The 21,255-nt window shown below is 67.5% G+C and carries 18 protein-coding genes and 2 riboswitches; of the genes, 6 read left to right on the forward strand and 12 right to left on the reverse strand.

Annotated elements, in window-relative coordinates:
* Nucleotides 1-88: 88 nt before the first annotated feature.
* On the reverse strand, nt 89-1,465 hold the full coding sequence (locus BRO63_RS20215; RefSeq protein WP_088141518.1) for a spinster family MFS transporter: 1,377 nt from the start codon (nt 1,463-1,465) through the stop codon (nt 89-91).
* A 125-nt stretch (nt 1,466-1,590) separates the two neighbouring features.
* On the opposite strand from BRO63_RS20215, the gene BRO63_RS20220 reads away from it, so the two are divergent.
* The 3 genes from BRO63_RS20220 to BRO63_RS20230 all read left to right on the forward strand — a co-directional run bounded on the left by BRO63_RS20220 (nt 1,591) and on the right by BRO63_RS20230 (nt 4,828).
* Nucleotides 1,591-2,601 carry an AraC family transcriptional regulator gene (locus BRO63_RS20220; protein WP_256942897.1) on the forward strand — a complete coding sequence of 337 codons (1,011 nt, stop codon included), beginning with the start codon at nt 1,591-1,593 and terminating at the stop codon, nt 2,599-2,601.
* A 117-nt stretch (nt 2,602-2,718) separates the two neighbouring features.
* Nucleotides 2,719-3,816, forward strand: coding sequence for an NAD/NADP-dependent octopine/nopaline dehydrogenase family protein (locus BRO63_RS20225; protein ID WP_088141520.1), 1,098 nt, complete (start codon nt 2,719-2,721; stop codon nt 3,814-3,816).
* Nucleotides 3,817-3,832: 16 nt separating this feature from the next.
* Complete coding sequence (locus BRO63_RS20230) at nt 3,833-4,828, forward strand: 3-hydroxybutyryl-CoA dehydrogenase (protein WP_256942898.1); 996 nt, start codon at nt 3,833-3,835, stop codon at nt 4,826-4,828.
* A gap of 16 nt (nt 4,829-4,844) precedes the next feature.
* Here BRO63_RS20230 and ampC read toward each other — a convergent pair whose 3' ends face one another.
* Nucleotides 4,845-6,002 carry a class C beta-lactamase gene (gene ampC / locus BRO63_RS20235; protein WP_306425683.1) on the reverse strand — a complete coding sequence of 386 codons (1,158 nt, stop codon included), beginning with the start codon at nt 6,000-6,002 and terminating at the stop codon, nt 4,845-4,847.
* 131 nt (nt 6,003-6,133) lie between these two features.
* A riboswitch (glycine riboswitch) is annotated at nt 6,134-6,225 on the forward strand.
* Nucleotide 6,226: 1 nt separating this feature from the next.
* Nucleotides 6,227-6,318, forward strand: a riboswitch (glycine riboswitch).
* 44 nt (nt 6,319-6,362) lie between these two features.
* On the opposite strand from ampC, the gene BRO63_RS20240 reads away from it, so the two are divergent.
* Nucleotides 6,363-7,592, forward strand: a complete 1,230-nt coding sequence (locus tag BRO63_RS20240; RefSeq protein WP_088141523.1) for a D-amino acid dehydrogenase — start codon at nt 6,363-6,365, stop codon at nt 7,590-7,592.
* Between the two features lie 26 nt (nt 7,593-7,618).
* Here BRO63_RS20240 and BRO63_RS20245 read toward each other — a convergent pair whose 3' ends face one another.
* Nucleotides 7,619-8,185: a DJ-1/PfpI family protein gene (locus tag BRO63_RS20245; protein ID WP_088141524.1), complete on the reverse strand. Its 567-nt coding sequence runs from the start codon at nt 8,183-8,185 to the stop codon at nt 7,619-7,621.
* A gap of 94 nt (nt 8,186-8,279) precedes the next feature.
* Here BRO63_RS20245 and BRO63_RS20250 point away from each other — a divergent pair, with 94 nt between their 5' ends.
* Complete coding sequence (locus BRO63_RS20250) at nt 8,280-9,725, forward strand: aminotransferase-like domain-containing protein (RefSeq protein WP_088141525.1); 1,446 nt, start codon at nt 8,280-8,282, stop codon at nt 9,723-9,725.
* A 35-nt stretch (nt 9,726-9,760) separates the two neighbouring features.
* Here BRO63_RS20250 and BRO63_RS20255 read toward each other — a convergent pair whose 3' ends face one another.
* Together BRO63_RS20255 and BRO63_RS20260 are read right to left on the reverse strand one after the other, a co-directional pair.
* On the reverse strand, nt 9,761-11,074 hold the full coding sequence (locus tag BRO63_RS20255) for a metal-dependent hydrolase family protein (protein ID WP_088141526.1): 1,314 nt from the start codon (nt 11,072-11,074) through the stop codon (nt 9,761-9,763).
* Nucleotides 11,075-11,139: 65 nt separating this feature from the next.
* The gene (locus BRO63_RS20260) at nt 11,140-11,922 is read right to left on the reverse strand and encodes an alpha/beta fold hydrolase (RefSeq protein WP_088141527.1); all 783 of its coding nucleotides are present in this window, start codon (nt 11,920-11,922) and stop codon (nt 11,140-11,142) included.
* Nucleotides 11,923-12,179: 257 nt separating this feature from the next.
* Here BRO63_RS20260 and BRO63_RS20265 point away from each other — a divergent pair, with 257 nt between their 5' ends.
* Entirely contained in the window at nt 12,180-13,034 is an 855-nt protein-coding gene (locus BRO63_RS20265; RefSeq protein ID WP_088141528.1) for a helix-turn-helix domain-containing protein, read from the forward strand.
* Between the two features lie 34 nt (nt 13,035-13,068).
* Here BRO63_RS20265 and nadB read toward each other — a convergent pair whose 3' ends face one another.
* The 7 genes from nadB to BRO63_RS20300 form a co-directional block, all read right to left on the reverse strand.
* On the reverse strand, nt 13,069-14,631 hold the full coding sequence (gene nadB / locus BRO63_RS20270) for an L-aspartate oxidase (protein WP_088141529.1): 1,563 nt from the start codon (nt 14,629-14,631) through the stop codon (nt 13,069-13,071).
* Nucleotides 14,632-14,651: 20 nt separating this feature from the next.
* Nucleotides 14,652-15,791 carry a quinolinate synthase NadA gene (gene nadA / locus BRO63_RS20275; RefSeq protein WP_088141530.1) on the reverse strand — a complete coding sequence of 380 codons (1,140 nt, stop codon included), beginning with the start codon at nt 15,789-15,791 and terminating at the stop codon, nt 14,652-14,654.
* A gap of 147 nt (nt 15,792-15,938) precedes the next feature.
* The gene (locus BRO63_RS20280) at nt 15,939-16,727 is read right to left on the reverse strand and encodes a PhzF family phenazine biosynthesis protein (RefSeq protein ID WP_088141531.1); all 789 of its coding nucleotides are present in this window, start codon (nt 16,725-16,727) and stop codon (nt 15,939-15,941) included.
* A 93-nt stretch (nt 16,728-16,820) separates the two neighbouring features.
* On the reverse strand, nt 16,821-17,318 hold the full coding sequence (locus BRO63_RS20285; protein WP_088141532.1) for a transporter suffix domain-containing protein: 498 nt from the start codon (nt 17,316-17,318) through the stop codon (nt 16,821-16,823).
* A 14-nt stretch (nt 17,319-17,332) separates the two neighbouring features.
* Complete coding sequence (locus BRO63_RS20290) at nt 17,333-18,397, reverse strand: DUF2955 domain-containing protein (RefSeq protein WP_088141533.1); 1,065 nt, start codon at nt 18,395-18,397, stop codon at nt 17,333-17,335.
* On the reverse strand, nt 18,387-19,496 hold the full coding sequence (locus BRO63_RS20295; RefSeq protein WP_088141534.1) for an HlyD family secretion protein: 1,110 nt from the start codon (nt 19,494-19,496) through the stop codon (nt 18,387-18,389). Before BRO63_RS20295 ends, BRO63_RS20290 begins: the two co-directional genes overlap by 11 nt.
* Nucleotides 19,489-21,036 (reverse strand): efflux transporter outer membrane subunit, encoded by a 1,548-nt coding sequence (locus BRO63_RS20300; RefSeq protein ID WP_088141535.1) that lies wholly within the window; start codon nt 21,034-21,036, stop codon nt 19,489-19,491. The genes BRO63_RS20295 and BRO63_RS20300 overlap by 8 nt, the downstream gene beginning before the upstream one ends.
* Nucleotides 21,037-21,255 lie beyond the last annotated feature (219 nt).

The following is a 21,255-nucleotide window of genomic DNA, read 5'->3' on the forward strand; positions in this document are numbered from 1 at the left end:
TTTTACGAGGAATGTGCAGTTCAACGGAGAGGTAACAGAGTTCAAAAAAGGGCCGCATCGCGACCCCGGGCGGCCCGGGCCGCCGCTTTCAGGATGGCACGCGCGCGGGCGCAAGCGGCGGCGCCTCCTGCGCTTCCAGGTTCAGGCTGCGCCGATAGTGCTTGCAGCCCGCGGCCAGCAGGCCGATGCACAGCACCGTGGCCACGCCGACCAGGACCGACATGGACTGCCCGACCGCCGCCGGGTTCTTGAACAGCCGATCCGTCAACATGGCCACCGCGGTGGTGCCCAGGCCCAGCCCGATCAGGTTCGAGATCAGCAGGAACAGCGCCGACACCTGGGCGCGCAGTTGGTTGGGCGGCAGTATCTGCATCGCGGCCGTCGAGGTCGGCATGGGAAACGAGGCGAAGAACATGGCGGGCAGCAACAAGCCCACCGACCACCACAGGGAATCGACCTGGGTGAAGATCACCGCAGGCAAGGCCATGCCGGCCGCGCCGATCACGCCTGCGCGCAGCGGCGCATCGCTGTAGCCGCGCTTGGCCAGCCAGTCCATCAACCAGCCGCCGCAGAACACGCCCGCCGTATTGGCGGCCAGCACCACCGCGCCCAGCATGTAGCCCGCTTCCGAGGGCGACATGCCGAACTTGCGCATGTAGAACGCCGGCGTCCAGCCCAGCAGCGCGAACAGCACCATCGCATAGAACGAGAAGCCCAGGTAGTGGCAGAAAAAAGTGCTGCGGTGGCGGCCCAGGAAGCGGAAGGTGTCCTTCATGGCGGGCTTCTGCACCTGCCCCGAGGCATTGCGCCGCAAGCCCAGCCGCTGCGGATCTCGCACCGTCAGCAGGATCAGCAGCGCGATCAGCAGGCCGGGCAACCCCACGATGAAGAAGGTCACCTGCCACGGCCGCATGGCGCCTATCCAGGGCAAGGCAACGGTGTCCACGCTCTTGAGCAGGTTGATGACGTAGCCGCCGATCAGGAACGCCATGCCGCCGCCGATGAACGAGCCGATCGAATAGATGCCGACGGCGCGCCCCAGCTTTTCGCGCGGAAACATGTCGCTGAGCATGGAGTACGTGGCAGGCGACAGCGCCGCCTCGCCCACGCCCACGCCGATCCGCGCAAGAAACATCTGCGCGAAATTGCGCGACAGGCCACAGGCCGCCGTGGCCAGGCTCCAGAAGGCCACACCTATCGCGATGATCTTCGGCCGCGAATAGCGATCCGCCAGCAAGGCGATCGGGATGCCCATGAAGGCGTAGAACAAGGAAAACGCCAGCCCGTGCAGCAAGCTGAATTGCGTGTCGGACAGTTGCAGGTCGTGCTTGATGGGCTCGATCATCAACGCCAGGATCTGCCTGTCGACGAAGGAAAATATGTACGCTAGCATGCATATCACCACGACGTACCACTCGTAGGCGTAGCTAGGTTTTGGTCCGTGCCGCGGGCTGCCGTCAGTCATGGTTTGTTTCCCTTGTATGGTGGTGAGATCTGCCCCATCGCCCCACGGGCCGGGTTGCGCCTCACTTGCTTGCAGGCCCATCTTTTGTAGGTCTTTGCGCGGCCAGCCTCTATACGCCTGACGCAATGACTGTTCCCGCTGCGCAGGAAAGCATGTTCAACGACACCAATCCGCTGGACCGCCATTGCTTGCTGGACTCGGGCAACATCGCCGAGATCAAGGATCAGGTCAGCCAGCACCTGTGGTCGCACCGCATGTGCGTCCCTCCGGGAAAACCCCTGCAATCCCGCCTGTATGGCGTCTTCTTCGGCAATGCGGCCTTGTTCGATCTGCACTATGGCGCCGAAGTCGAGATCGACGCCGGCGACATCGCCAGCTACTACCTGATCCGCATCACGCTGCAAGGCTCCGGGCTGATCACGCTGGGCAAGCGCAGCGCGTCGATGAACGCGGGCAGCCTGACGATATCCTCGCCCTCCGAGCGCAGCGTGATCCGCATCGGCCGCGACTGCCGCAACCTGATCCTGCGCATCGAGCGCGAGGCGCTGGAACGCCAGTTGCAGCGGCTGCTCGAACGCCCCGTCAAACAGGCGCTGGTGTTCGACCTGCAAATGGATGCCGACGCCCCCGGACCGGTGGCGGTGCGCGAAACGCTGGACTATCTGTGCCGGCTGTACCGCCACCCCGCCATCGAAGGCGTCACGCAAACGCTGGCCGCGGGCTTTTCAGACTATCTGCTGACGCTGCTGCTGACCCAGTTGCCTCACAACTACTCCGAGGCCCTGCAGGCAGACCGCCGCCAACCGCTGCCGCTGCACGTGCGGCGCGCGCGCGATTACATAGAAAGCCATCTGGACCAACCGCTCTCGCTGATGGACCTGGCGGCCCATTGCGGCGTCTCCGTGCGCACGCTGCAAAACGGCTTCTCGCAATTCCTGAAGCAGAGTCCCAGCGACTACGTGCGCAACCAGCGGCTGGCGCAGGTGCACGCGGCGCTTGCGCAGGCCAGCGAAGGCGACAGCGTCACCGACATCCTGCTGCGGCACGGCATTTCCAGCTTCGGACATTTCGCCACCCACTACCGCAAGCGCTACGGCTGCCTGCCGTCGGACACCCTGCGCCAAGGCAGGCATTAGGCGCCGCCGGGCGGCGCGTGAATTCGCTTGCCGGATCGGAACGCCGCTTGCGCGTTCGGCGCAGCCCGGCCCGCGCGCCGCCGCTAGGATCAAGGCTCCAACAGACGGAGCTTGACCATGAGAATCAGCGTCATAGGCGGCGGCCACGGCTGCTACGCGGCGGCGGCCGACTTGCTTGAAAAAGGCCATGAGCTGCGCTGGTGGCGGCGGGACTGGGCCGCCTTCCAGGGATTGCGGGACGCGGGCGCGTTGACGGTCACCGACTATCGCGGCACGCGCCAGCTGCCGCTGGGCGACGGACCGCGGCAATTGCAGCTGGTGCGCGACCTGGCCGCGGCCGTGGAGGATGCCGAGCTGCTGGTCATACCCCTGCCGTCCACCACCCACGAAGCGTTGGCCCAGGCATTGGCGCCGCTGCTGCGCGACGGCCAGGTGGTTTTCCTGCTGCCTGGCACCTTCGGCTGCTACGTCTTCGCCCGCGCCATGAAAGACGCCGGAAATTCCGCCGAGACGGCCTTCGCCGAGACCGGCACCCTGCCCTACCTGGCGCGCAAGCATGGCGAAAAAGTCGTCGTCAGCGGCCACGCGACCCGCCTGCCCACGGGCGTCTTCCCGCGCCGGCTGTCGGAGCATGCGCTGGCGGTGGTCCGGCGCGCCTATCCCAGCGTCGAGCCGATAGAGGACGGGCTTTCCGGCGCGCTGATGAATGCCGGGCCCATCATCCACCCGCCGCTCATCATGATGAACGCGGGTCCGCTCGAACACTTCGACAAGTGGGACATCCACAACGAAGGCACCCAGGCCTCGATCCGGCGCGTGACCGACGCGCTGGACGCCGAGCGCATCGCCATCCGCGTGGCCCTGGGCTATGCCGCGCCCCACTTCCCGCTGGCCGACCACTACGCCGCCGAGGGCGACGAATGGATGTACGGCCGCGGCGCGCACGGCCGGCTCACGGACAGCGGCGACTGGCGCGAGGACATAGACCTGCACACGCACCGCTATATGCTCGAGGACACGCGGCTCGGCCTGTCTTTCCTGGTGTCGGCCGGCCGCTGGGCGGGCGTGCCGACGCCCGTGGCGCAAGGCTTGCTGAGCCTGGCCAGCGCGGTTACCGGCCGTGATCTCTACGCTGAAGGACGCACGCTGGAGCGCCTGGGCCTGGACCGCCTGTCGCGCGACGGCATGCGCAAACTGCTGGCCGAAGGCTGCTGACACGAGGATGCATGCCATGAACGAAAAACTGTGCGTGATCGGCGCCGGCCGCATGGGCGTGGGCATCACGCTGTCATACATCCATGCCGGACTGGACGTCACGCTGATAGACATCAAGCCGCGCACGGCCGCGGAACAGGCCGAGTACTTCGCGCGCGTGCGGGACGATCTGCGCCGCGAGCTCGGCATCCTGTCCAGCCTGGGCCTGCTCGATGCTTCGCAGGCAGAGATTGCGCAGGCGCGCGTGCGCCTATGCTCGCGCGCGGATGCGGAATCAGACCTGCGGCAGGCCCGCGTGGTGTTCGAAGCCGTGCCCGAACGCCTGGACGCCAAGCGCGACGCCTTTCTGTGGCTGGGATCGGCCTGCGCGCCGGACACCATCATCGCGTCTACCACGTCCACCTTTCTCGTCACCGAACTGGCGGAACTGGTGCAGGGCCCGCAGCGCTTCCTGAACGCGCATTGGCTCAACCCCGCCTACCTGATACCGCTGGTGGAAGTGAGCCGCGGCCCCCAGACCAGCGAGGCCGCGACGCAGGGCCTGCTGGAAACGCTGCGCCTGGCGGGCAAGAAGCCGGTGCAATGCGCTCCCGCCGCCGGCTACATCGTGCCGCGCATCCAAGCCCTGGCCATGAACGAAGCGGCCCGCATGGTGGAGGAAGGCGTGGCCAGCGCCGAAGACATCGACACGGCCGTGCGCCTGGGCTTCGGCCTGCGCTTCTCGGTCCTGGGGCTGCTGGAATTCATAGATTGGGGCGGCGGCGACATCCTCTACTACGCCTCGCGCTATCTCGCCGACGCCATCGATCCGCGCTTCGCCTCGCCCGCCGTCATCGCCTGCAACATGGAACAGGGGCGCAACGGACTGCGCGACGGCCAGGGCTTCTATGACTACGCGGGCATGGACGTGAACGCCTACAAGATGGAACGGCTGGCGCAGCTATGCAAGCGGCTGGAAGTGATGCAGCTGCTGCCGCGCTACGACGCGGCGCGGCAGCCGCCTGCGCGCTAGCCCGTGGCCTGCGCGCCTACTTGTCCAATTCGCCCAGGATCCGGTACGCCAGCCGGACCCTGGCCTCGTTCGGATAGTTGCGGTTGGCCAGTATCACGATGCCCCGCTTTTTCGACGGCACGAACGCCACGTAGCCGCCGAAGCCGTTGGTCGAACCCGTCTTGTTGATCCACACGGCGTCCTGCGGCGGCAGCGCCGGGTTCAATGCGGTCACCGGCTGGCTCTGGCTGTTGTAGTTGGCGGCGTTGGCCGTCAGCAGCGCGTCCAGCGTCGCCGGATAGCGCAGTTGTTCCCAGGCCAGGTCCTGGACCATGTCGCCCAGCTGGTAATAGCCAACGTGCGTCTGCGCGATCGCATCGCGCAGTTCGGCATCGGCGACGTTCAAGCCCATGTTCGCGTCGACGAAGCGGATCAGGTCACGCGCGCTGGTCTTCACACCATAGGCCTCGTCCGCCAGCACGCCGGGATTCACGCGCACGGGCGCGTCCTGCTTGTTGTAGCCCTGCGCGTAGTCAACCATCCTGGCGGCGGGCACGTCAATGTAGGTGCTGGTCAGGCCCAGCTTGGGAAACAGGTCCCGCTCCATCGCCGCCTTGAACGGCCGGTTCAGGCTCTTGGCGGCGACCACGCCCAGCATGCCGATGCTGGGGTTGGCGTAGGTACGGTACGTGCCGGCGGCATGCTCGGGCTTCCACGCCTTGAGGTAAGCCATCAGCTGCGCCTGGTTCTTGATCGCGTCGGGCACCTGCAAGGGGAAGCCGCCGGTCGTGTGCGTGCCCAGGTTGATCAGGCTCAGTTTGGCGAACTCGCTGCCGGCGAGTTCCGGCAGATACTTGGCCGGACTGTCGCTCAACGCCAGGCGGCCGCGCGCCTGCGCGTAGGCTGCCAGCGTTGCCGTGTAGGTCTTGCTGATGGAGCCGACCTCATAAAGGGTATCGCTGCCCGCCGGCTTTCCCGTTTCCCTGGACGCCACGCCGTAGTTGTAGAAGCGCTGCGCGCCGTCTTCGGTCACGGCGATCGACATCCCAGGGATGCCATGTTCGCGCATGACGGCCTGAACCGCCTCGTCGATCTTGCGGTCCGCGTCGGCCGGACCGGCCTGCGCCAGTGCGCTGCCTCCGGCCATCAGCGCAAACAATCCCGTGCGCAGCATGCTGTTCAAGCGCATTCTCATCATTCCCTGTCGTGTCGGATCCGTGGCGCCGCAACGGCGGCGCGCAAGCATCGTAACGCGGCGCGGCGCTCCATAGGTACTAACCCTTGGTCTCATTCCCGGGGATTTTGGCTATTCTCGGCTCGTCGATCCAAAACCCCGCAGAAGAGACCTGTCCCAGCGGCAGGCGCCGACGGAGCAACCGCCCCGGAAACTCTCAGGCAAACAGGACTGCGCGGTCTAGACAATCTGGAGAGAGGCGCCAAGCGCGCCCACCGAAGGGGAACCCGCCGCCGCTTGCGCCGCGGGTGAAGCTCTCAGGTACAGAGACAGATGGGGTGCTGCGGCCGGGTGGCCGCGGCCACTCAATCTGGAGCCATCATGCCCCGCATCGCCATCATTGGCGCCGGTATCACCGGCGTCACGTCCGCCTATGCCTTGAGCAAACTGGGATACCACGTCACCGTCTACGACCGCCAGCGCTATCCCGCCATGGAGACCTCCTATGCCAATGGCGGCCAGTTGTCGGCCAGCAACGCCGAGGTCTGGAACAGCACCGCCACCATCATGAAAGGCCTGCGCTGGCTCGGCCGCCACAACGCTCCGCTGCTGCTCAATCCCCGCTTCAGCTGGCACAAGTACTCCTGGCTGGCGCAGTTCATCGGACAGATCCGCAACTACCGCCGCAATACCATCGAGACCACGCGGCTCGCCATCGCCGCGCGCCAGCACCTGTACGCCATGGCGGAAGAAGAAGGCATAGATTTCGACCTGGAGCGCCGCGGCATCCTGCACATCTACCACGATGCCGCCAGCTTCGAGACCGCGCGCCGCGCCAATGCCCTGCTGCAGGAAGGCGGGCTGGAGCGCTACGCGGTGTCGCCCGAGGAAGCGCGCGGCATCGAGCCCACGCTGCAAACGCCCTGCCACGGCGGCTTCTACACGCCCTCGGACGCCACCGGCGACATCCACAAATTCACCAGCGGCCTGGCCCGCGCCTGCGAGCGCCGCGGCGTGCGCTTCGCGCAGGACGCCGACATCCGCCACATCAGCGTGGACGGCGCGCCCTACGTGCTCGACGTCGCGCGCGAGGGCGGCACGCGCCGCGAACAGCACGAGGCCGACGCCATCGTCGTCTGCGCAGGCGCCATCAGCCGGCAGTTCGCCAGGCAGCTGGGCGACACGCTCAACATCTACCCGGTCAAGGGCTACTCCATCAGCGTGCACCTGGACGACGCCGCCAGTCAGGCCGCCGCGCCGCACGTCAGCCTGCTGGACGAAGCCGCCAAGATCGTCACCAGCCGGCTGGGCGACCGCTTCCGCGTGGCCGGCACGGCCGAATTCAACGGCTTCAACATGGACATCCGCGCCGAACGCGTACAGCCGCTGGTGGACTGGACCCGCAAGCACTTCCCCGGCATCCGCACCTCGCGCGTGGTGCCCTGGTGCGGATTGCGCCCCATGACCCCCAGCATGATGCCCCGCGTCGGCCCCGGCAGGCGGCCGGGCGTGTTCTACAACACGGGGCATGGGCATCTGGGCTGGACCTTGTCGGCGGCGACCGCGCAGATGCTGGCGGCGAGTGTGCGGGAAGGGGTGGGCGAGGTTTGAGGACGTAGAACAGCGCCGCCGCGCGCTCACTCCACCTTGGCGATCATCCCCAGCATCGCCTCGGACTTTTCCTTGCCCAACAACCGCTCGACGATCCAGCCCGCGAGGTCCTGGGTGGACAAGCAGCCGCCCGCCGATGCCACATTGCCGTGCACGACCAGCGCTTCGTGCACGGTGCTGATTCCCATCGACTCCAGTTCGGCGAACACGCCGGGATAGGTCGTGGCCGTCTTGCCTTCCAGCAAGCCCAGCTTGGCCAGGAACAGCACGCCCGAATCGATGGCGCCGATCACCTGGCGGTCCGGATCCAGTTGCAGGCGCGCCATGAAGTCCGCATCCGCCAGCTTGGCGCGCGAACCCGGACCGCTGACGATGAATACAGCGTCGGCCTCGCGCAGCTCTTCCAGCTTGCCATGCGGCCGGAAGCTGATGCCGGTGTTGGACCTGACCTCATCAGCATCGGAACAGATGCGGACCGACCAGGGCCCTTGGTAGTTCACATAGTCCGGATCCTGCACGCGGTTGAACAGGTCCCAGGGGAGGAACAGGTCCACATCGGTAAACCCGTCGTAGGCAAGCATTGCGACTTTCATCGGTCTCTCCAGTCCAGACAAGACGTGATGCTAGTTTCACCGCCAGCTTATCTGTATAGTCAGATTTCCAATAAAAATACCTATACAGAATTCAATGGCCGCTTCCGCCACCACATACGGCCGCATTGCCTCGCGCTTGGGCGCCGTGATCGCACGCGGCCAGCTCGCGCCGGGCGACAAGCTACCCTCGGTGCGGCAACTGGCGTTGGCCAACAAGGTCAGCGCGCCCACCGCCGAACGCGCCTTGCGTGAGCTGGAATCGCAGGGCCTGGTCGTCGCCCGCCCCCGCTCCGGCTACTACGTGGCGCCGCGCCACCAAGCGCCCGTTGCGCGTGCGGCGCCCCAGCGTCCGTCCGCGCTGCCGCGCCCCGTCACGCTGACCGGGCAGGTCCATGACCTGTTCGCCCAGGCCCGTTCGCCCGACCTGGTCATGCTGGGCGCGGCCACGCCTTGCCCCGATTGGTTGCCCAGCCGCGAACTGGCCCGCAGCGTCGCTGCCGCGCATCGCCGCCTGGGTGCGCAAGGCGTGCTGTACAGCGTGCCGCCCGGCCGCGCGGACCTGCGCCGCCAGATCGCCAAACGGGCGCTGCGCTGGGACGGAAACCTGGATCCCGACAAGCTCATCATCACTGCTGGCGCGACGCAGGCCATGCAGATCGCGCTGGGCGTGGTGACAAAGCCAGGCGATACGGTCGCGGTGGAATCGCCCTGCTACTTCGGCACGCTGATGCTGCTGAAGGCGCACGGCTTGAAGGCGCTCGAGATCCCCGCCGATGCGGGCAGGGGCATGGACCTGGATGTGCTCGATAGCGCGTTGAAGCGTTACCGGATCGCGGCGGTGATCGTCTGTCCGACCGCGAACAATCCGTCCGGCTTCACCATGCCGGTGCGGGCGAAGCAGCGGCTGGTGCAGTTGGCCACCCGCGCAGGGGTGCCGCTGATCGAAGACGACTTGTACGGCGACATCACCATGCAACCGCAACGCGAACCTTCTTGCAAGGCCTTCGATACTGCAGGCATGGTGCTGTACTGCTCGTCCGTGTCGAAGACGCTGGCCCCGGGTTGGCGCACAGGCTGGCTTGAGGCCGGACGCTTCGTGCGCGAGGCCACGGAAAAGCGCGTCGAAGCCAGCCTGGCGGGATCGCCCGTCATGGAGGCGGCGCTGGCCGATCTGATGCTCAACGGCGACTACGACCGGCACCTGCGGCGCTTCACAGCCAGGACACAAGCCTCGATGCGCGCCATCTCGGCGCGGATACGGTCTACCTGGCCCGCAAGCACCCGCTACACACAACCGGATGCGGGGTTCCTGCTGTGGCTGGAATTGGCGGCAGGAACCGATACGCGGGAATTGATGCGACAGGGGCAGGCCGAAGGTTTCAGCGTCTGCCCTGGCGCGATGTTCTCGGCGGACGGCAAGCGGTTTGCGAATTGCCTGCGAATGAACACGGCATTGCCGGCAACGCCGCAGCTGCTGGCGTTGATAGACCGGATCGGAGAACTGATTACCCAGCGCGCGGCTACAGCACACTCCGCATGACGAAAGAAGGCGCCCCCTTGCGGACGCCCCAGGGCTCAATGTGCCACGGTCTCCCTGAGGCCCTCCGTGGTCTGCACCGCCGCGGCATCGCCCCGCCCGCGCGGACAAGTGTCCTTGCACACCCGCCCATCCTTGATTACCAGCACGATCCTGTCCGGATCGACCAGCAGCGACAGATCCTTGAGCGGATCGCCATCGACCATGACCAAGTCCGCGAGATAGCCGGCGCGCAGCATGCCCAGCTCATCCGGCCGCTGCATGATATGGCCGCCCAGGCCGGTGGCGGAAACCAGCGCCTCCGTGGGGGTCATGCCGATGTAGTCGACGAAATACTGGAGATCATTGGCGCTGGTACCGTGCGGCATCCAGGCAAAACCGTAGTCGCCGCCGGGCAGGATGCGGATGCCCCGCTGGTGCATCTTGCGCAGCGACTCCGAGGCGATTTCCAGCTCGCGCTTGTAGCCCATCTGTTCGGCGACGGCGGGCGTGATGCCGTATTCAGAGGCATTGAAGGCGGTGCGGATCAACCAGCCTATGCCGGGCGCGACGAAATGGCGGTCCTTGTTGGCTTCCAGCATGTCGAGCGCCTCTTCGTCGGCGAAGCTGGCGTGGTAGATCATCTCGATGCCGTGGCGCACGCATTGCTTGACCGACTCGCTGGAGCGCGCGTGGGCCGCGACGCGCTTGCCGTAGCGCTTGGCCTCGCTGGCCAGCATGGCGATCTCGTCTTCCGCGAACGGCGACATCTCGGCCGGCAGCCCGGCGATGTACTCGCCGGACAGATTTATCTTCAGGTGATCGACACCGTACTTGATGAAGGTGCGCGCCGAACGCCGGATCTCTTCGGGGCCACAGCACACGCTGCCGAAGCTAAGCTCGTCGAACGGCATGTGCGGCAGCGAGTTGTCGCCCAGCGCGCCTATGGTGGTGATCTCCTGGCTGCCCGCCAGGTAGCGCGGCCCCGGGCATTCGCCGGCATTGATGGCGTTGCGCAGCACCACGTCGAGGCGCGGCTTGGCCGCGGCCGCGCCGATGGCCGAGGTCCAACCCATTTCCAGATAGCGTTTGGCCACGCGCACGCACCAGAGTATGTGCTCTTCCGGCGGCATGAACTGGATAGCGGCCAGCGTGGGCTGGTCGTTCCAGGAGAAATGCGTGTGCGCTTCCGTCATGCCCGGCATCAGGAAGCGGCCGCGCCCGTCGATGAGGCGCGCGCCCTCCCGGCTCACCTGCTCTGGCGCGCGCGCGACCTGCGCGATGCGCGCGCCGTCGATCAATACTTCGCCTTGAAAAGGTTCCATGCCGCTGCCATCGAAGATGGCGACATTGGTAATGGCAATTCTGGACATGACAGGTCTCCTCCGGCCCGCGTTGGGGGCCGATTTCTTATGTTGAAACGCCAGGAAAACGTGGCCTAGCGCAGCGCCGCGTGGAACTCCCGCAGGGCCTGCATGCAGGCCTGGGGCTTTTCGTAGGTGGTCCAGTGGCCGCATCCGTCCAGCACGATGCGGCGGCTGCCTGGCATGCGCGCGGCCAGGGCCTCGACATTGGCGGGCGGCGCCACGCCGTCCTGGTCGCCGGTGACCAGCAGGGCCGGCACGCCTATCGTCTCGACCGCGGCCGGCTGCGCATCGGCCAGCGCCTCGCAGCTCTGCGCGTAGCCTTGCGGCGGCTGGCGCATCACGCTCTCGCGCACCAGCGCCAGCACGGCGGGCTGATCCTGCTTGGTCTGGGCGCTGGTCGCGGCCTTGACGATGGCGTCCGCGATCTCCTGCATGGCCGCGTCGCCGCCGCGCGCCAGCTCCGCCCGCGCCCGGATGCCGGGCCGGCCCGCGTCGGGTGGTGCGGCCAGCGGGCCGAACAGGACCAACGACTTGACCCTGCCCGGATGCGCCGCGGCAAGATGCTGGGCCACGACGGTTCCGAGCGAATGGGCGACGACATGCGCCGCATCGACGTCCAATGCGTCCAGCAATCCGGCCAGCGCGTCCACATAGACAGAGATGGACAGGCGCTTTTCGCCCAGCGCCGAGCGCGCACTGCCTGGCAGGTCGGGGCGGATCACGCGGAAACCGTCGAAGGCGCCCATGACGGGCGTCCAGGTATTCGAGGAGCCGCCCAAGCCGTGTATGCACAACAGTGCCGGCCCCTCGCCGTCGATTTCCACGGCCATGCCGTTGACGTGTTGCGTGCTCATGCTGGCGTCTCCCTTATCTGAACAGTCGCTGTTTGCATCGGCATTGCGCCGGCAATTTTTCAGGACTGTATCGGCGCAGACGGCGGCGCGCTTATCGCCGGGTGCGCGGACTTATCGCAGAGTCAGATTTTGTGCCTAGTGAATACACCTAGCGCGGACAAACGCGTAAACGCCCATAAAATTCCCTGAGCGCCGCACCCGCCCGCACGCAGGCCCTGGCTTGCGCGACGAGGCGATAAGAAAAACGGGAGACAGAGATGCAGGAGACCTACGCCTTGCACGAAGGCGCGTTCGGCCGCGCCGTCGTGCTGGAACTGCGCGACGACCTGATCGCGCATGCGCATGCGGAAGTGCAGTTGGCCCTGTGGCTGGGCGGCGCCCGCGTGCTGGGGCATGTCGGCCAGACTCCGGTCCCCTACAGCGAACACCTGGCGCTCGGCACCAACACCTACGAATCGCACGACGCACGCTTGCTGGAGCGCTCGCGCCCAGCCATCTTTCTGGTGCTCTACATCGCCAAGCCCTGGCTGGACGAACGGCGCGCCGCCACCGGCCGGCCATTCCATTTCGCCGCTCCTGGCGTTCCGATTGACGCGGCAGTGCGCCAGGGCTGTTGGCGCCTGCTGGACAAGATCGTCGCGCCGCACGAACACCCGGGCGCCGACCTGGATGCCGAAGTGGAGGCCCTGCTGCAAGCGGCGATCGACTCGTCCACCGGACCCGAACGCCCTCGCAGTCTCATGCCCGCCGCTCCGGCGCTGGACCGCAGGCTGCGCGCGGCGATCGCCTATATGCGCGAACATGCCCACGAACCGATCACGGCGGAGGAAGTTGCCAGTCGCGTTGGCCTGTCGCGCGGTCATTTCTTCGCGCTGTTCCGCGATCAGCTCAACACCACGCCGCAGGTATTCTGGAGCGCCGTGCGCGTGGAGGAAGCGGTGCGCCTGCTGGTGCAGCAGGAACAGCCGCTGACCTCGGTGGCGCTGGACCTGGGTTTCTCCACGCCCGGCAATTTTTCGCGCTTTTTCCGCGAGCACATGGGGGTATCGCCGTCGCGCTTCAGGCGCGCCGCAACAGGCGCCGCACAGCATCTGCTGACCGGGGTTGCCTGAGCCGCTGGCCGGCCGGAAACTACCCCGCCCGCGCCTACGCTGCCGCGGCAGGCGCGCGCGATCGAAAATCCACGGCGTCCGAGCCCGGACGATCCCGATTGAAATGCGCCCCCCGGCTTTCACCACGCGCGCTTGCCGCCCGCACGATGAGATCGGCCACCAGGGCCAGGTTGCGCAGTTCCAGCAGTTCCAGGCTCAGGCCCTCGCGCAGCAGCCTCGCATCGGTCTGAGCGCGTAGCGGACCGATGAAGGCCGCAGCGCGCGCGAGCGACGCGTCGCTGCGCAGCACGCCCACGTCGCGGCTCATCAGCTGTCGCAGGTCGCGCCGCAGCCGCGCCAGGTCCGGTGACGCCGGCCTGGCCGTTTCATCATCGGCGCGCGACCTCCTGTAGGCAGGGACCGGCGCCTGATCGAGTATGTCTTGCGCCCCGGCCCGCCCCATCACCACGCATTCCAGCAGCGAGTTGCTGGCCAAGCGGTTGGCGCCATGCAGTCCGGTGCAGGCGGCCTCGCCCACCGCGTACAGGCCGGGCAGATTGCTGCGTCCGGCCATGTCGGCGACGACGCCGCCGCAGGTGTAGTGCGCGGCGGGCGCCACCGGGATGGGAGTCGTCGTGATGTCGATGCCCAGCGCCAGGCAGCGCGCCTGGATGGTGGGAAAGTGCTCCCGCAGGAATTCAGGCGGCTGGTGGCTGATGTCGAGGTACACGCATTCCAGCCCATGGCGTTCCATCTCGCCCTGGATGGCGCGGGCGACGATGTCGCGCGGCGCCAACTCGGCGCGCGCATCGTGCGCCGGCATGAAGCGCGCGCCGTTGGGCAGGCACAGCAGGCCGCCCTCGCCGCGCACGGCCTCGGAGATGAGGAATCCGCCCGCCTGCGCATGATGCAGGCCGGTGGGATGGAACTGCGTGAACTCCATGTTGGCGATCCGGCAGCCCGCGCGCCAAGCCATGGCGATGCCGTCGCCGGTCGCGGCCGGCGGCGCGGTGGTCGTCTGGTACGCCTGCCCCGCGCCGCCCGTGGCCAGCACGACATGGCCGGCCGCTGCGTCGAAGATCCGCCCGCTGCGCAGGTCCAGCAGGCGCACGCCGCGGCAACGCGCCTCGGCCGTACCCGCGGCGCCGTCCAGGATCAGGTCCACGGCGCAATGCGCCTGCAGCAGCGTGATGCCGGCTTGCCGCCGCACCCGGTCCTCCAGCGCCGCGACGATGGCGCTGCCGGTCGCGTCCGCCGCGTGTGCGATGCGGCGCAGGCCGTGGCCGCCTTCGCGCGTCAGATGCAATCCGCCTAGCGAAGGCGTGAACGCGACGCCCTGCTCCTGCAGCCAGGCAATCGCGCCGCAGGCCCGGGAGATGATGTGCCGCGTGGCCGGCAGGTCGCACAGGCCGGCGCCGGCGACCAGGGTGTCTTTGACGTGCGCCTCGATGCTGTCGTCCGCGCCCAGCGGCGCGGCGATGCCGCCCTGGGCGCGGTTGCTGGCGCTGTCGCGCAATTCGCCCTTGGACACGAGGGCGACGCGCCTGCGCGGGGCCAGTTCCAGCGCCGCGGTCATGCCAGCCAGCCCGCTGCCGATGATGATGACGTCGAATTCCATGAGCGGACCTCCGGTAGTCCCTAGGCCGGCCCGACGCTGGCGTACAGCGCCGTGTCGCGCGCGAAGTCGCCGCTGGCCTGCACGCGGCGCTTGCGCTGTTCCGCGAAGTCGAGCATGCGGTCGATCGGCGCCTTGGCGCGCAGGCCCAGCGCGGGGTCCAGCGTGATTTCGTTGCGGCCGTGCTCCAGGGTCTCGGCCAGGTTGCTCAAGGCGTTCATGGCCATCCAGGGGCAATGCGCGCAGCTCTTGCAGCTGGCGCTGTTGCCTGCGGTGGGCGCGGCCAGGAAGGTCTTGCCGGGCGCCGCGGCGCGCATCTTGTGCAGGATGCCCTGGTCGGTCGCCACGATCAGCAGGCCGGTATCGAACTTGCGCGCGGCCTCGATCAACTGGGTGGTCGAGCCCACCACGTCCGCCTGCGCCAGCACCGCCGCGGGCGATTCCGGGTGCGCCAGCACCTTGGCCTGCGGATGCTCGGCGCGCAGCAGTTCCAGCTCCGTACCCTTGAATTCATCGTGCACCAGGCACGAGCCCTGCCACAGCAGCATGTCGGCGCCGGTCTGGCGCTGCACGTAGTCGCCCAGGTGGCGGTCCGGCGCCCACAGGATTTTCTCGCCGCGCGCATGCAGGTCGGCGATCACGTCCAGCGCGATGGACGAGGTCACGACCCAGTCCGCGCGCGCCTTCACTTCGGCGCTGGTATTGGCGTAGACCACCACCGTCCGGTCCGGATGGGCATCGCACCAGGCGGCGAAGTCGGCGGCCGGACAGCCCAGGTCCAAGGAACACGTGGCGTCCAGGTCCGGCATCAGGATGCGCTTGTCCGGGCTCAGTATCTTGGCCGTCTCGCCCATGAAGCGCACGCCGGCCACCACCAGCGTGCGGGCCTGGTGGTCGCGGCCGAAGCGCGCCATCTCCAGCGAGTCGCCGACGCAGCCGCCGGTCTGTTCGGCCAGCTCCTGCAACTCCGCATCGACGTAGTAATGGGCGACCAGCACGGCGCGCTCCCGCGCCAGCAGTTCGCGTATGCGCGCCACGCAGGCGGCGCGTTCGCTGGCTGGCAAGGGTTCGGGCACGCGGGCCCAGGCCTGGCCGACGGCGTTGGGGCAGCTGGTCGTGGCAGGCAGATCGAATTCGACGTACCGGCGGTTGGGGGTGTCCATGAACGCGTCTCCTCGCGGAATTATTATGCTCATATTGAGCATTTAATGGTCAAAAAAAGAGCACGGTTTATGCTAGTGTTGAGCATAAACCGTGTCAACGTCTCTTTTGTTACGCCGCCGCGCGCTTGGCCGGCGGCCCGCCCGGCTTCAGATGAAGATCGAGCCGCGCAGGTACAGTGCCGCCTGGCCGCTGATGATCACCCGGCCGTTATCCAGCACCTCGCACTGCAACTGGCCCTTGCGCGCCCCGCCCTGCTGCGCACTCAGGCTGCGCTTGCCCAGGCGCTGGGCCCAGTACGGCGCCAGCGAGGTGTGCGCCGATCCGGTCACCGGATCCTCGTTCACGCCCACCCGCGGCCCGAACCAGCGCGTCACGAAATCGAATTGCGCCGACGGCGCCGTCACCGCCACACCACGCGTCTCGAAAGCCGCCAGCGCGGCGAAGTCCGGCTTCAAGGCATCGATCCGCGTTTCATCGTCGATCACCACCAGATAGTCGTCCGTCCTGTAGAACGCCTGCGCGCCCGGCAGGCCCAGCGCCTGCAGCAGACCCGGCGGGATCTCCTGCGCTTCGGGCCGCTTGGCCGGAAAATCCATCGCCAGCCGGTCGCCCGCGCGGCGCACCTGCAGTTCGCCGCTGCGCGTGGCAAAGCGCAGCACGTCCTCTGTTGCGCCCAGCTGTTCGAACAGCACCCAGGCCGACGCCAGCGTGGCATGGCCGCACAGGTCCACCTCCACCGCGGGCGTGAACCAGCGCAGCTCGTAGACATCGCCCTTGCGCACGAAGTAGGCGGTTTCGGACAGGTTGTTTTCTTCTGCGATGCGTTGCAGCGTTTCGTCCGGCAGCCACGCCTGCAGCGGCACGACCGCCGCGGGATTGCCGCCGAAGGGCGCGGCGGTGAAAGCGTCTACCTGGTAAATGTCGAGTTGCGGCATGGCGGGTCCTGGTTGATGGCTGAGGTTGCGCGTCGGAACGCGAGCCGGCATTTTCCTATGAAAGCGCCGGCTCCGGCCATGGCGCCCCCGCCGCTACGCCGTGCGCACGAACAGCGCTCGCAGCTTGCTCCAGAAATCCCCCCCCAGCACGAAGAAACTGGCGATCAACATGATGTCCCCGGCCAGCTGCGCCTGCCACAGATTGGGCCGCAGCCCCGGCCACATTTCATCGATGTAGGGTTCCAGCACCGAGGTCAGGATGGGCAGGAAGAACATGACCAGGCCGATGGCATGGCGCACGCGGCCGACTTTCTGCACCGGAGCGAGTTTCTTGGCGTGGCCGAACACGATGGACTTGAGCCGCTGGAAGCCCTCCTTGCCCATGACGGCGATGCAGCTCAACAGCAAGACTTTGTTGGCGATGAAGATGGTGCCGGTCAGCGCGGCGATGCGCGGACCCGGCACGTCCATGTAGCCCGCCACGGGGATGAGGAACCACAGGGCGAAGGCAATGATGAACAATCCGATCCCGCATTTGAAGCGCCACCCCGCCGAGTGCGAGGGTGGGGCCGGTTCGTCTGGCAATGACATGGCTGCCTCCTGATTCAAGCGTCTGAGGGGACTGCGGTTGAAGTATTGCTGCCGGATTCCAGCCCGCCGCGCGTGCGGCCCCGCGCTTCCAGCAGGCGCAGCATCAGGCAGGCGTAGAGCGTGACGCCGATGAACAGGCCCATGCGCACCGCGAATGCGGTGTAGACGTCCTTGCCCGCGGCGCTGTCCTGCACCGACTGGCCCAGCAGGATGATCAGCGTCACCAGCGTGTTCAGCCAGAAGCTGGGCGGGTGCGAGGTCGGGCTCAGCCGGTAGAGCCTGCGCGCGGCCACGAGGGCGAACAGCAGCGTCCAGAGAAAGAACATCCACAGGTTCACGAACAGGCTCAGGGCGCACCAGAACGCGACCGCCAGCACGCCGCCCAGCAAGGTCGAGCCCAGCAGTTCGCGCGCCGCGCCCTGGGCGGCGGTGACGCAGCTTTGCCGCCCCAGGCTGACCGATTTCAGGATGATGGGCATGTAGCCCAGCGGGTCGGTCAGCGCCAGCAGGAAGGCCGGCATCACCACGAGCGCGGCGCGCAAGGCCAGGCGGCTGGCCTCGTTCGCCGGCAGGACCGGCGCCGCGGCCGGCGCGGGCGCGGCCGCCGGCTCGGGGAATAGCAGATGGCAGCCGCCCAGCGCCAGGACCGCGACCAGCAGCCCTTTGCCCAGCGCTTCGATCACCAGGGCGGCCAGCGCGAAGTCGACGGTGCCTGCCGCGGAAATCATGGTCAGGCCGATGATGAGAAAGGTCGACAGCAGGTTGTTGCCGCCGCGCAGCCCGTGGAGGAAGGCGTAGTAAAGGCACAGTGCGATGAGCAGCACCCCGCTCAACGGGTAGTAGCGCAGCCAAGGACTCAGCAGCAGGCCGATCGCGGTGGTGAGCAGCGCCATCAGCATCAGGCCCAGCCCGCTCTTGATCGACAGGGGCCGGTTCATCGATGCCAGCAGCATGACGCCCAGCACCGGCGCGACCATGGGGATGGGCAGGTCCAGGCCGTAGCTGATGGCCGTGCAGAAGGCGGTGCCCGCGCCCACGCGCAGGGCGCGTTGTGCGCGAGGATCGAGGTCAGTACGCATAGGAGAGCCAGCTCATCAGCCGCATGTATGCGCGGCCCAGCAGATTGAGTGGATTGCCGGAACTGGGAAACGCCATGACCTCGGCCTGTCCGCCCACGCGCACGCCGCTCAAGGCCGGCAGGTCGCCGGGATCGAACTCCACGATGACGGGAAAGCGCTGCGCCGGCCGCAGCCAGTCGCGGCTGTTCTGCACCGTGGGCAGGCTGCCGGGCGGCGTGCCCGGCCCCACGTTGACGCCGTAGCCGACGCTGCGCACGCGGCCCTTGAAGATCTGCCCGGGCAGCGCGTCCAGGATGATCGCCACCGGCGTGCCGGGCTCCACGTGGCCCAGGTTGTTCTCGGTCATTTCCGCGCTGATCCAGACATCGTGGATGGCGATCAGCGTCATGACCGGGTTGCCGGCGGCGGCGAACTGCCCGGCATCGGTGCGCAGGTCCGTGATCAGCCCCGCCGAACGGGCCCGCACCTGGGTGTTGGCCAGGTCCAGCTCGGCCTTCTCCAGCGCGGCGGCGGCGCTGCGCAGCTTGGCGTTGTCTTCCTCGCTGCCGCCCTCCTGTTCGCGCGCGCGCTGCACCTCGGCGCGCGCGGCCGCGACCTGGCTGATGGCCTGCGTCAGATTCGCCCGCGCGATTTCCAGGCGGCGCAGCGAGACGGTGCCCTGGTCTTCGCGGTACAGCCGTTCGAGCCGGGTGCTGTCCTGGCGGGCCTTCAGCTCATTGGCCTGCGCGGCGCGCAACGACGCCTGCGCCGAATCGATGCCCGCTGTGCTGGCGCCGATCTGCCTGCGCGTGGACTCCAGGTCGGCGCGGGCGCGGTCGACGGCGATCCGGTAATGCTCCGGGTCGACGTCGAACAGTACGGCGCCGGCCTCCACGTCCTGGTTGTTGCGCACGTATACCCGGGTCACGCGCCCCGACACCTCGGAGGCCACGGGCACCACAAAGGCCTGCACCCGCGCCTGCTGCGTGTATGGCGTATAGCGGTCCGCCAGCAGATACCAGGCCAGGCTAAGCACGATGAACAGCACCGTCCATCGGACGCCCTTCCTCGCGGAATCCGGCGCAGGCGCGGCGGCGGGCTTGGACGGCGATTCACTCATCGGGTCGCACCTTTTGCGTGGACAGGGCGGCGGCCGATGCAGGCGCCGGTTCGGACAGCAGATCGCCCCAGTCGGTGCGCTGCCGCATCTGCTCGCGGGTTGCCGGGTCCAGCACCGGCCCGGCGCTATGCCAGCCGCCGCCCAATGCCTTGTACAAGGCGATGAGGTCGCCCACCGCGCCGCCCCGGTTCACGACGTAGGCGTCCTGCTGGGCGGCCAGCGCCTGCTGCGCGTCCAGCACGCGCTGGAAATCGGTATAGCCTTCACGGTAGAGCGCGTTGGCCAGCGTGAGCGAACGCCCCGCCGCCTGCGCCGACTGCTGCAGGATGCCGTCGCGCTCCAGCGCCTTGACCAGGCCGCTGGCCGCGTCGTCGGCCTCGCGCGCGGCCTGTCGGACGTCGTCCTGGTAGGCCACGATCAACTGCTGCAGCCGCGCGTCCTGCACCCGCACATTGTTCTGCAGACGGCCATGGTCGAACACGTTCCAGCTGAGGGCCGGACCCGCCAGCAACGCCGCGCCGCCCGCCGTGCCCGCCAGCGACGTGGCGGACCACGCGATGCTGCCCAGCAGTGTCAGGGATGGATAGAGATCCGCCTCGGCCACGCCCACCTGCGCCGACTGCGCGGCGATGCGCAGTTCGGCCGCGCGGATGTCGGGACGGCGCAGCAGCAGATTGGCCGGCACGTCCTGCAGCACCGCGCGGTCGACCAGCGGCACCACCGCCGTCTTGTCATCCAGCTCCGGCATGGGGCCGGGCGGGCGTCCGACCAGGACCGCCAGGGCGTTGCGGGTGCGCATGATCTGGCTTTCGAATTCGGGGAGGGTGCCCAGGGTGCTCAGGTACTGCGTGCGGGCCTGCTGCAGGTCCAGCTCATCGGTCTCGCCGCTGCGGAACAGTTTTTGCGTGATCTCGTAGCTGCGCTTCTGGATGGCGGCATTGTCGCGCGCGATCCGCAGCCGCGCCTCGGCGGTGCGCAGGGAGTAATAGGTCTGCGCCACCTGGGCATGCAACAGCACCAGCACGTCGTCGCGATTGGCCTGGGCCTCGAAGTACAGCGCATCGGCCGACTCGATGGCACGGCTGAACCGGCCCCAGAAGTCCAGCTCCCAGCCTATGTCGAAGCCGGCGCTGTACTGCCAGAAGCTGCTGGGACGCGGATTGCCTTCGGCCGACCGCGACGACCGGTGCTGGTACAGGGCGTTGGCCCCGACCACCTGCGTTTGCGGATAGCGGCCGCTCTGGACGATGCCAAGCTGCGCGCGCGCCTCCATGATGCGCAGGCCCGCGATGCGCAGGCCCGCGTTGTTCAAGTCGGCTTGGGCGATCAGGGCTTCCAGGATGGGATCGCCGAATATCTGCCACCACTGCCGGGCATCCGGCTGCAGCTGCTGGCGGCTGGCCTGCTGCAGCGCGGGAGTGCTCCAGTCCGCGACCCAGCTGGTGCGCTGGGGCTCGAAATCCGGCCCGACACGCATGCAGCCGCCCAGGCACAAAGTACCGATCAGCAACAGCCGATTCGAACAGGTCAGCGGCGACATCGGGTATCGGGTCCGTGTAGAGCCTAACCGCCATGGTCCACGACGCGGCTCCGGCCTTGCCGGAGCGCGTTGTGCGAATTGATTCTATTGGCCTTTTCCGCTTCTCGCCAGAGGCGCATGTCGAAACAAGAACTAGATAAAAAGCACTGCTGCCGCCTGCTTGTGTACAAAGGGCAACGGTCGGCGCTACAGTGAAAAATTGCAATCTTCCTACCGTTT

Origin of the sequence: Achromobacter xylosoxidans, from assembly GCF_002192695.1 — a bacterium.
In the GTDB taxonomy this organism is placed as follows: Bacteria; Pseudomonadota; Gammaproteobacteria; order Burkholderiales; family Burkholderiaceae_B; genus Achromobacter; species Achromobacter xylosoxidans_C.

Coding starts and splice junctions, on each gene's coding strand:
- BRO63_RS20215 (WP_088141518.1), bottom strand. CDS start 1,465: ATGACTGACGGCAGCCCGCGGCACGGACCAAAACCTAGCTACGCCTAC.
- BRO63_RS20220 (WP_256942897.1), top strand. CDS start 1,591: ATGACTGTTCCCGCTGCGCAGGAAAGCATGTTCAACGACACCAATCCG.
- BRO63_RS20225 (WP_088141520.1), top strand. CDS start 2,719: ATGAGAATCAGCGTCATAGGCGGCGGCCACGGCTGCTACGCGGCGGCG.
- BRO63_RS20230 (WP_256942898.1), top strand. CDS start 3,833: ATGAACGAAAAACTGTGCGTGATCGGCGCCGGCCGCATGGGCGTGGGC.
- ampC (WP_306425683.1), bottom strand. CDS start 6,002: ATGAGAATGCGCTTGAACAGCATGCTGCGCACGGGATTGTTTGCGCTG.
- BRO63_RS20240 (WP_088141523.1), top strand. CDS start 6,363: ATGCCCCGCATCGCCATCATTGGCGCCGGTATCACCGGCGTCACGTCC.
- BRO63_RS20245 (WP_088141524.1), bottom strand. CDS start 8,185: ATGAAAGTCGCAATGCTTGCCTACGACGGGTTTACCGATGTGGACCTG.
- BRO63_RS20250 (WP_088141525.1), top strand. CDS start 8,280: ATGGCCGCTTCCGCCACCACATACGGCCGCATTGCCTCGCGCTTGGGC.
- BRO63_RS20255 (WP_088141526.1), bottom strand. CDS start 11,074: ATGTCCAGAATTGCCATTACCAATGTCGCCATCTTCGATGGCAGCGGC.
- BRO63_RS20260 (WP_088141527.1), bottom strand. CDS start 11,922: ATGAGCACGCAACACGTCAACGGCATGGCCGTGGAAATCGACGGCGAG.
- BRO63_RS20265 (WP_088141528.1), top strand. CDS start 12,180: ATGCAGGAGACCTACGCCTTGCACGAAGGCGCGTTCGGCCGCGCCGTC.
- nadB (WP_088141529.1), bottom strand. CDS start 14,631: ATGGAATTCGACGTCATCATCATCGGCAGCGGGCTGGCTGGCATGACC.
- nadA (WP_088141530.1), bottom strand. CDS start 15,791: ATGGACACCCCCAACCGCCGGTACGTCGAATTCGATCTGCCTGCCACG.
- BRO63_RS20280 (WP_088141531.1), bottom strand. CDS start 16,727: ATGCCGCAACTCGACATTTACCAGGTAGACGCTTTCACCGCCGCGCCC.
- BRO63_RS20285 (WP_088141532.1), bottom strand. CDS start 17,318: ATGTCATTGCCAGACGAACCGGCCCCACCCTCGCACTCGGCGGGGTGG.
- BRO63_RS20290 (WP_088141533.1), bottom strand. CDS start 18,397: ATGCGTACTGACCTCGATCCTCGCGCACAACGCGCCCTGCGCGTGGGC.
- BRO63_RS20295 (WP_088141534.1), bottom strand. CDS start 19,496: ATGAGTGAATCGCCGTCCAAGCCCGCCGCCGCGCCTGCGCCGGATTCC.
- BRO63_RS20300 (WP_088141535.1), bottom strand. CDS start 21,036: ATGTCGCCGCTGACCTGTTCGAATCGGCTGTTGCTGATCGGTACTTTG.